The following is a 9359-nucleotide window of genomic DNA, read 5'->3' on the forward strand; positions in this document are numbered from 1 at the left end:
TGCTGCTGCGGCTGTGCGACGGGGACCGGCAGCGTGCCGAGGACCTCGCACAGGAGACCTTCGTCCGGGCCTGGCAGCACCCGGAGGCGCTGCGCAGGGCCGACTACGCCTCGGTGCGGCCCTGGCTCTTCACCGTCGGGCGGCGGCTCGCGATCGACGCGCGCCGGGCCCGCAGGGCGCGGCCCGCCGAGGTCGGCGAGGTGCTGCTCGACCAGGCGCCGCCCTGCGCCGACCACGCCGACCGTGCCGCCGCCGCGCTCGACGTGCGCGAGGCGCTGCGCGGGCTGAGCCGCGAGCACCGGGACGTCCTCGTCGAGGTGTACTTCCGGGGCGCGAGCGTCGCGGAGGCGGCGGCGGCGCTCGGCATCCCCGCGGGGACCGTCAAGTCGCGCGCCTACTACGCCCTGCGCTCACTGCGGAGCGTGCTGCCCGGATACACCCCCTCGGTGGGTTGAAACCGGACTCACAGTCAAGTCTTCGCAAAGGCGCTTGCCGTGACCGCCCCTCGGGTAATCGGCTGTACCCGTCGACCTGAGGAGGACGCACGCGATGGGCAACGGGAGCGGGGAGACGGCGGGCACCGGCACGCTGGTGGTTCCGATGGGCTGGCTGTACGCCGAGTACATCGCCGAGGAACTGCTGCGCAGCGGGGACCTGATGCCGCCGGAATCCTTCGAGTTCCGCGCGGGCCGCGACGCGCTCGCGCTCACGGTCTACCTGGCGGACACCGACGACGAGCTGAGCGGTATCCGGGTCATCACGCAGCTGGAGACCTGGCTCGCGCTCACCGCGCACGACCAGCCGTGGCAGGAGTGGGTCGCCGAACGGCTCGCGGCGAGCGCCGCGTCCCGCCCGGGCCCGCGCCGCCGTGCCGAACTGCGGCTCGCGCGCGCGGCCTGGCAGTGGCTGCACGAGACGGAGCTGCTGGCCCCCGACCTGGACGCGGTGCCGGGCGGCGCGGAGGTCCCCGAGGAGGAACGGCCGAAGGTGTGGACGGCGGCGTGGCGGCTCGGACTGCCCCTCGGGCACCTGGCGATCCACCTCTTCTGAGGCGGCTTCCCGGGCCGCCCGGCACGGAACGGGCCGGGACGGCCCGCACGACGTGCCGTGCCCGCGAGGACCCGCCCCGCGACACCGCACTCCTCAGGGACCGCGCCGCACCGGCGTGCCGCGTCTCAGACGCGGTCCGGCAGGGGCGTCGAGTGGACCCCCGGGTGGTACTTCGGCAGCCGGACCGTGATGCGCGTGCCCGCCCCCACCCCCGTCTCGATCACGAGCCCGTGGTCCTCGCCGAAGACCTGCCGCAGCCGCTCGTCCACGTTGAGGAGCCCGATGCCCGCCCCCGGGCCGCCCTCGCCGCGCAGCACTCGGCGCAGCCGCTCCGGGTCCATGCCCACCCCGTCGTCCTCGATGACGACCTCGGCCTCCGCGCCCGCGTCCCGCGCCCCGATCGTGATGCGGCTGCGCGTGACCGCGCCCTCCAGCCCGTGCTTGACGGCGTTCTCGACGAGCGGTTGCAGGCACAGGTACGGGAGCGAGACGGGCAGCACCTCGGGAGCGATCTGGAGCGTCACCGAGAGCCGCTCGCCGAAGCGGGCGCGGACCAGGGCGAGGTACTGGTCGATCGAGTGCAGTTCGTCGGCGAGCGTCGTGAAGTCGCCGTGGCTGCGGAAGGAGTAGCGCGCGAAGTCGGCGAAGCGGAGCAGCAGTTCGCGGGCGCGCTCGGGGTCGGTGCGGACGAACGAGGCGATCGCGGCGAGCGAGTTGAAGAGGAAGTGCGGGGAGATCTGCGCCCGGAGCGCCTTGATCTCCGCCTCGATCAGGCGGGTACGGGAGTTGTCCAGCTCCGCGAGTTCGAGCTGCACCGAGACCCAGCGGGCCACCTCGTCCAGGGCGCGGGCGAGGACGGCGGACTCGCGCGGCGCGTACGTCACGAGCGCGCCGAGCACGCGGTCCTCGACCACGACGGGGGCCGCCACCGCCCAGCGCGAGGGGCAGCCCGCCTCGGGGGCGCAGCCGCAGTCGAAGGCGGCGCTGCGCCCGTGCGCGAGGACGTCTTCGAGGCGCGCGGGCAGGTGTGCGGCGTGGTGCTCGCCGTGCCCGGCCCAGGCCACGACCCGGTCCTCGTCGGTGAGGCACAGGGCCTCGGTGCCGAGCAGGGTGCGGAGCCTGCGCAGCGCCTTGCGCGCGCTCTCCTCACCGAGGTCGGCGAGCCCGGCGCGCAGCGGGGGCGCGGCGAGCGAGGCCGTGTGCAGGGTCTCGAAGGTGGCGCGTTCGACGGGGGTGCCGAGGTCGCTGCGGCCCGCCGGGTGGGCGGTGCGGCGCCCGAGGAGGAAGCCGCCGGCGAGGAGGAGGGGGCACAGGGCGAGCAGCAGCGCGGTCACGGTCACGGGCGCTCCCCGAGGGGGTCGTCCTCGGCGCGCAGCGCCTCGGGGAGGTGGAGGCGGGCCATCGTGGCGCCCGCGTGCGGCGGGAGGCGCTTGGGGGTCGCGAGCGAGACGAGGACCATCGCGAGGAAGCCGACGGGGACGCTCCACACGGCGGGCCAGGCGAGCAGGGTGTGCAGCCAGCCGGTGCGGACGACGCCCGCGACGGTGAGCGCGACGGCCAGGAGCGCGCTGCCGCCGCCGGCGAGGAGCCCCGCGAGAGCGCCGGGCGGGGTGAGGCGGTGCCACCAGATGCCGAGGACGAGGAGCGGGCAGAAGGACGAGGCGGAGACAGCGAAAGGCCATGCCGACCGCGTCGGCGACGGGGACCCCGGCGACGAGCAGCGAGCCCGCGAGCGGCACGCCGACCGATACGACGGTGGCGAGCCGGAAGTGGCGCAGCCCGCGCGGCGGGAGGACGTCCTGGGTGAGGACGCCGGTGACGGCCATCGTGAGCCCCGAGGCGGTGGAGAGGAAGGCGGCGAAGGCGCCGCCCGCGACGAGCGCGCCGAGCAGGTCGCCGCCGAGGCCCCCGACGACCCGTCCGGGCAGCAGCAGCACGGCGGCGTCCGCGTCCTGGGTGCGGCTCAGCTCGGGCGCGTAGTGGGTGCCGAGCCAGCCGTAGAGCGGGGGCAGGAGGTAGAAGGCGCCGAGGAGGGCGAGGACGACGACGGTCGTGCGGCGGGCGGTGCGCCCGTCCGGGCTCGTGTAGAAGCGGACCACGACGTGCGGCAGCCCCATCGTGCCGAGGAACGTCGCGACGATGAGCCCGTACGTCGCGTAGAGCGGGTGGTCGGCGCGGCTCGTGGCGAGCGGCTGCCCGGACCCGGCACCGCCGAGGTAGCCGCTCTCGGCGGGGAGCCCGGCGGGCACGGCGGGGTCGCCGTGCGCGGCGAGGAGGAGGAAGAAGGCGGGGACGAGGAGCGCGGAGAGCTTGAGCCAGTACTGGAACGCCTGCACGAAGGTGATGCTGCGCATTCCGCCCGCCGCGACCGCGAGGACGACGACGGTCGCGACGAGCGCGCCGCCGAACCAGCGCGGCGCCCCGGTGAGGATCGCGAGCGTGAGCCCGGCGCCCTGGAGCTGGGGCAGCAGGTACAGCCAGCCGACGCCGACCACGCAGCCGCTCACCGCGCGCCGCACGGTGACCGATTCGAGGCGGCCCTCGGCGAAGTCGGGGAGCGTGTACGCGCCGGAGCGGCGCAGCGGTGCCGCGACGAGCAGGAGCAGGACGAGGTACCCGGCGGTGTAGCCGACGGGGTACCAGAGCATGTCGGGGCCGTGCAGGAGGACGAGCCCGGCGATGCCGAGGAAGGAGGCGGCGGAGAGGTATTCGCCGCTGATCGCGGCGGCGTTGAGCGCGGGGCCGACGGTGCGCGAGGCGACGTAGAAGTCGGAGGTGGTGCGCGAGAGGCGCAGCCCGAAGCCGCCGATCAGGACGGTCACGAGGACGACGACGGCGACGGCGGGGACGGCGTACGCCTGGTTCACGCGGCACCGGGCCCCTCGTCGGTCCCGCGCGGCGCGGGCACGGGGGCGGTCGGCTCCTGCGGGTGCTCGGCGCCGCGCACGAGGCGGGCGAAGTCGCGTTCGTTGCGCTCGGCCCTGCGCACGTACGCCCAGGCGAGGGCGACGAGCACGGGGTAGCAGGCGAAGCCGAGGACCGCCCAGGTGGTGGCCGGGCTGCGCAGGGCGCCGAGGAAGAGCGGGAGGGTGACGACGGGGAGCGCGAGCACGGCGAGCGCGGCCAGGCCCGAGCGGAGCTGACTGCGCATCAGGGAGCGCACGTAGGCGGCGCCGAGCGGGGTCTGCTCGTGGATCTCCCGTTGGGTGCGCCGCCCGGCGGGCCGGCGCACGGCCTTGCGGTCCCCCGTGACGACCTCGCGGCGGGGAGCTTGCTCTGCGGGCACGGGGCGGAGTGTAGGGGGGCGAGGGCCCCGCGGGAAAGTGGACCTCCCGGCTCCGGGCCCCGGCCCGTCCCGCCCCCGGCCCGCCTCGGCCCCGCCCCCGGCCCGCCTCGGCCCCGGCCCCGGCCCAGCTCAGCCCCCGGCCCGCTTGAGCAGGAGTTCGCGCAGGCGGCTCGCGTGGCGGCGCGAGACGGCGAGGACCGCCGTGCCGATGCGGACGCTCATCCCGCCGCCGTCCAGGCGCAGTTCCTCGACGCGGTGGAGGGCGACGAGGTGGCTGCGGTGGATGCGGACGAAGCCGTGCGCCTGCCAGCGCTCCTCCAGGGTGCTCAGCGGGACGCGCACGAGGTGGCTGCCCTCGGCGGTGTGCAGGCGCGCGTAGTCGCCCTGGGCCTCGGCGTAGGCGATGTCCGCGACGGGCACCAGGCGCGTGACGCCGCCGAGTTCGACGGGGATCTGCGCGGCGGTCGTGGTGGCGGGGAGCGCGGGGCGCGGCTCGCGGGCCGCGAGGCGTTCGGCGACGCGGCGCACGGCCTCGGCGAGACGGTCCCTGCGGACCGGTTTGAGCACGTAGTCGACGGCCTTGAGGTCGAAGGCGGTGACGGCGAAGTCCTCGTGCGCGGTGACGAAGACGACGAGCGGGGGCCGCGCGAACCCGGCGAGCAGCCGTGCCACGTCGAGCCCGGAGAGCCCGGCCATGCGGATGTCGAGGAAGAGCACGTCGACGGGCTCGGCGCCGCCCCCGTCGTCCAGCCCCCGCCCCAGTCTGCGCAGCGCCTCGGTCGCGTCGGTGGCCCCCTCGGCACTCGTGACGCGCGGGTCGGCCCGCAGCAGGTAGAGCAGTTCCGCGAGCGCGGGTTCCTCGTCGTCCACGGCCAGTACGCGCAGCATGGCGCTGGAGTCTAGGCGGTACGGGCCCGGCGTGACCCGGGGTCGGGGCACCTTCTCACGTCAACGCGGCGATTCGCCCGTACGAGTGACACGCGCGGCCTCGCGCGAGCGGGGTCGCCGGTCGCGTCCGGAGACTGAGGCAGCCGCCTTCGCGCGGGACGAGCGGGGTCGTGGAGACCGTGCCCGCGAGGCGGGCCCGAACGGGGACGCGGCCCCGGCCGCAGCCGGCGGCGGCCTCCGACAGCTACTTGATGAGCCGCGAGAGGCGGCGGTCGGCGAGGGGCTTGCCGCCGGTCTGGCAGGTGGGGCAGTACTGGAGCGAGGAGTCGGCGAAGGAGACCTCGCGGATCGTGTCGCCGCACACGGGGCAGGGTTCGCCCGTGCGGCCGTGGACGCGCAGGCCGCTCTTCTTCTCCGCTTTCAGGCGGCCCGCCGCGATGCCCCGGGAGCGGGTGACCGCCTCGGTGAGGGTCGTGCGCAGGGCCTCGTACAGGCGGTCGGTCTCCTCCTCGGTGAGGCGGCCGGCGTTCTTGAACGGGGAGAGCTTCGCGGCGTGCAGGATCTCGTCGCTGTAGGCGTTGCCGACCCCGGCGACGAGGCTCTGGTCGCGCAGGGCGCCCTTGAGCTGCCTGCGCTCGCCGCGCAGCAGCGCGGCGAAGGCGGCGCGGTCGAAACCGGGGGCGAGCGGGTCGGGGCCGAGGCGGGCGATGCCGGGGACCGTCATCGGGTCCGCGGTCACGTACACGGCGAGGCGTTTCTGGGTGCCCGCCTCGGTGAGGTCGAAGCCGGAGCCGTCGTCCAGCACGAGGCGCAGCGCGAGCGGGCCTCGCCCGGGCTTGGGCGGGGCGGCGGGCACCTCGTCCTGCCAGCGGAGCCAGCCCGCGCGGGCGAGGTGGGTCACGAGGTGGGGGCCGCCGTCGGTGCCGAGGGCGAGGAACTTCCCGTACCGCCGGACCGCCGTGACCTCGTGCCCGACGAGGGCGCTCGGCGGCGGGTCGTAGGTCTTGAGGACGCTGACCGCGACGGGCAGGACGCGGGCGGGGGTGCGTCCGACGAGGTGGGTGTCGAGGAAGTCCCGCAGGGCCTCGACCTCGGGGAGTTCGGGCATGGTCCCAGCGTGCCTCCGCGACGGCGCGAAAGCCAGCGCGCGGCCGGGCGGGCGGAATGGTGGCCCCGGCGGGCGGTGGCCCCGGCGGGCGGGCGGAGCGGCACCCCACCGCCCACGCCGCTCCGGGCACGGGCCCCCGCCGCTCACTCCTCGCCGGGTCTGCGCACCTCGAACTCGCACCACACGCACTTGCCCGCGCCCCGCGCCTCCACGCCCCACGCGTCCGCGAGCATGTCCACGAGCATGAGCCCGCGGCCGGACTGCCCCTCCGCCTGCGCCTCGCGCCGCCTCGGCAGCGCGCTCGACGCGTCCTCGACCTCGACGCGCAGGCGGCGCACCGCCCCGGTGAGCACGCGCAGCGTGACGATCGCCGAGCCCTCCGTGTGGGTGAGCACGTTGACGACGAGTTCGTCCGTGGCGAGTTCGATGTCGTCGGAGCGAGGCCCCGCTCCCCAGGAGCGGACGGCCGAGCGGATCATGCGGCGGGCCTCGGCGAGGTCGCGCGGATCGCCCGGCGCGACGTGCCGCTGGAGCCGCCCGCCGTAGAGCGGGGCGCCGGCCGTGGCGCGGCGGCGCAGGAGGAGGACCGCCACGTCGTCCTCGCCGCCGCGCCGCTCGACGCTCGTGGTGAGCAGGTCGGCGAGCAGCCGCAGGTCGCGGGGCCCGGTGCGCAGCCGCGTCGCGAGCTTCGCGAAACCGTCGTCCAGGTCGGCGCCGGGGACCTCCACGAGTCCGTCGGTGCACAGCAGCAGCGTCGCCCCGGGGTCGAGCTCCAGCGTGGAGACCGGGTAGTCGAGCGCGCCGAACTGCGCGGAGAGCCCGAGCGGCAGCCCGCCGGTGACGGGCACGCGGCGGGCGGAGCCGTCGGGGGCCATGAGGAAGGGGTCGAGGTGCCCGGCGCGGACGAGCTGGAGGACTCCGGTGCTGAGGTCGGCCTCCGCGTAGAGGCAGGTCGCGAAGCGGTCGGTGTCCAGCTCGTCCAGGAAGAGCGAGGTGCGGGCCATGACGGTGGCGGGCGGGTGGCCCTCGGCCGCGTAGGCGCGCAGCGCGATGCGGAGCTGGCCCATGACGGCGGCGGCGTGCGTGTCGTGGCCCTGCACGTCGCCGATGACGGCGCCGGTACGGCCGCCGGGCAGCGGTACGAGGTCGTACCAGTCGCCGCCGACGTCGCGCCCGGCGCTGGCGGCCCGGTAACGCACCGCGACCTCGGCGCCGGGCACGTCCGGGATGGTGCGCGGGAGCATCGCCTGCTGGAGTCCCTGGGCGAGGTCCTTCTCCTGCTCGTAGAGCATGGCGCGCTGGAGGCTCTGGGCGAGGCTGCTGCCCAGGGCGACGAGGACGTTGCGTTCCTCGGGGGCGAAGGTGTGCGCGCCCTGGTAGAAGAGGCCGAGGCAGCCGATGGCGTTGCCCTGCGCGACGAGCGGCAGGTACGCGGCGGCCCCGGGCCGCAGGTGGGCGATCTGCTGCCACAGCTCCGGGTAGGCGGCGGCGAAGCTCGCGGCGTCCTCCAGGTAGACGGGCCGCAGGGTCCGCACGACGTCGGCCATCGGGTACGGGTCGTCCAGGCGGGTGTGCCGGCCGACGGGTACGACGCCGCCGGTGGGGCCGTCCGGGACGAGCCGGATACGGCCCTGTTCGAGCAGGCCCACGACGAGCGAGTCGGCGCCGAGCCGGACGAGCCCGTCCTGCTCGCGCAGGACGTCGAGCACGTCGGCGACCGTGTGCGCGGCGGCGAGGGCGGCCGTCGTGCGTTCCACGACGGTGGTGCGGCGGCGCAGTTCCTCGGCCTGCTCGCGGCGGGCGGTGGTGTCGCTCAGTTCCTGGGTCGCGTCGCGGACGATGCCGAAGATGCGGCGGGCCCTGCCCTCGCGGTCGCGGCGGATGTAGCCCTGGGTGTGGGTCCAGCGCAGCGAGCCGTCCGCGCGGCGGAGGCGGAAGTAGCCCGCGTAGGTCTCGTGGCCCGCAGTGATGGCGTCCTTGACCAGGGCGGCCATCCGGTCGCGCTCGGCGCGGGGCATCTGCGCGGAGGCGGTGGTGGCCAGGTCGTCGAAGCGTTCGCGGCGCAGGCCGAAGACGGCGAGTGCCTGCTGGTCCATGTGCATCCGGCCGCTGTCGAGGTCCCAGTCGAAGCTGCCCATGCGGTTCATGGCGAGGATCGGGTCGGGGCGGACCGGCCACTCCTCCAGGCAGGCGGCGTCCTCCCCGGCCGGGTCCCCGGGGGGAGCGGGTGCGGGCGCGGGGCGCGGGGCCGCCTCCGGGCGGGGGCCGCCGGTCGCGCCGTGCCGCATCGCTCCCCGTTCTGCCATGAAGCCCCCTGGGCGCTCGTCCGGTCCCGCCGGGCGGTGGGCCTCTCGTGCCGAGAACCCATCCCCCGAAAGCTAGGTTTTATACCATTTTGCCCCGTTGTGGGAATCGGGGACAGCCCCACCGCGCCTTTCCTTCCGCAGGTCCGGGGCCTCGCGCCCAGCGGCCCGCACCGGGCAGGCCCTCACCCCGCGCTCCCGCCCCGCAGCCGCACGGTCCGCGCCGTCTCCCCGCCACCGTCCGTGGGGGTCTCGCCGGGGTCCGTGGAGGGGGGCACGGTCTCCCAGGGGCCGGAGGACTCGGGGCTGGGCTCCCGCGGGGTCGGCGGCACGCTGGGCAGGGGGCCCGGTTTGCGCAGCGGGCGGTCGTGGGTGCCGTCGTCGCCCGCGGGGCGCTCCAGCCAGCGCCCGTGCACGGGGTCGGCGAGCGTGAGGGCGGCGAGGGGGCGCGCGGCGGGCGCGACGGCGCGCACCTCACCGGCCTCGTACCCCTTCCAGCGGCTGCCGCGCGGCGTCCCGACACGGTCGCCGCCGGCCGGTCCGAGCGGGTTTCCGCTGACGCAGCGCACGCGGGGCACGCCGCGCGCGTCGACGAGCACGGCGGTGCCGGACTGGAGGACGGCGCGGTACGTGGTGACCTCGCCCCGCGCGTAGCCGTGCGCGGGGCGAGGGTGTCGGCGCGCAGGACGACGGGGGTGTTTCTCCAGCCAGCGGCCGAGCCCGG

8 protein-coding genes and 1 pseudogene are annotated in these 9359 nt (G+C 76.1%); 2 read left to right on the plus strand and 7 right to left on the minus strand.

What is annotated here, in order from left to right:
• Window positions 1-455: sigma-70 family RNA polymerase sigma factor (locus tag SSBG_RS01965; RefSeq protein WP_037868706.1), on the plus strand; the 455-nt coding region annotated here is incomplete at its 5' end.
• A gap of 94 nt (window positions 456-549) precedes the next feature.
• Complete coding sequence (locus tag SSBG_RS01970; RefSeq protein ID WP_037868708.1) at window positions 550-1050, plus strand: hypothetical protein; 501 nt, start codon at window positions 550-552, stop codon at window positions 1048-1050.
• Between the two features lie 125 nt (window positions 1051-1175).
• Here the strand turns inward: SSBG_RS01970 and SSBG_RS01975 are convergent, their stop codons facing one another.
• From SSBG_RS01975 to SSBG_RS30545, 7 genes and pseudogenes are all read right to left on the minus strand, one after another.
• Window positions 1176-2390 (minus strand): histidine kinase, encoded by a 1215-nt coding sequence (locus tag SSBG_RS01975; RefSeq protein WP_037868709.1) that lies wholly within the window; start codon window positions 2388-2390, stop codon window positions 1176-1178.
• Window positions 2387-3917 (minus strand): annotated as a pseudogene (locus SSBG_RS01980) (cation acetate symporter). Before SSBG_RS01980 ends, SSBG_RS01975 begins: the two are co-directional and overlap by 4 nt.
• Complete coding sequence (locus SSBG_RS01985; protein ID WP_037868712.1) at window positions 3914-4282, minus strand: hypothetical protein; 369 nt, start codon at window positions 4280-4282, stop codon at window positions 3914-3916. The pseudogene SSBG_RS01980 and the gene SSBG_RS01985 overlap by 4 nt, the downstream one beginning before the upstream one ends.
• A 183-nt stretch (window positions 4283-4465) precedes the next feature.
• A complete protein-coding gene (locus SSBG_RS01990) occupies window positions 4466-5224 on the minus strand; it encodes a LytR/AlgR family response regulator transcription factor (protein WP_037868714.1) in 759 nt (252 codons plus the stop codon).
• 244 nt (window positions 5225-5468) lie between these two features.
• A complete protein-coding gene (locus tag SSBG_RS01995) occupies window positions 5469-6332 on the minus strand; it encodes an Fpg/Nei family DNA glycosylase (protein ID WP_008744565.1) in 864 nt (287 codons plus the stop codon).
• A gap of 143 nt (window positions 6333-6475) precedes the next feature.
• Entirely contained in the window at window positions 6476-8620 is a 2145-nt protein-coding gene (locus SSBG_RS02000) for a SpoIIE family protein phosphatase (protein WP_008744566.1), read from the minus strand.
• Between the two features lie 200 nt (window positions 8621-8820).
• On the minus strand, window positions 8821-9359 hold a 539-nt coding region (locus SSBG_RS30545; RefSeq protein WP_324603484.1), incomplete at its 5' end, for a DUF6777 domain-containing protein.

It is taken from the genome of Streptomyces sp. SPB074 (genome assembly GCF_000154905.1).
GTDB lineage: Bacteria > Actinomycetota > Actinomycetes > Streptomycetales > Streptomycetaceae > Streptomyces.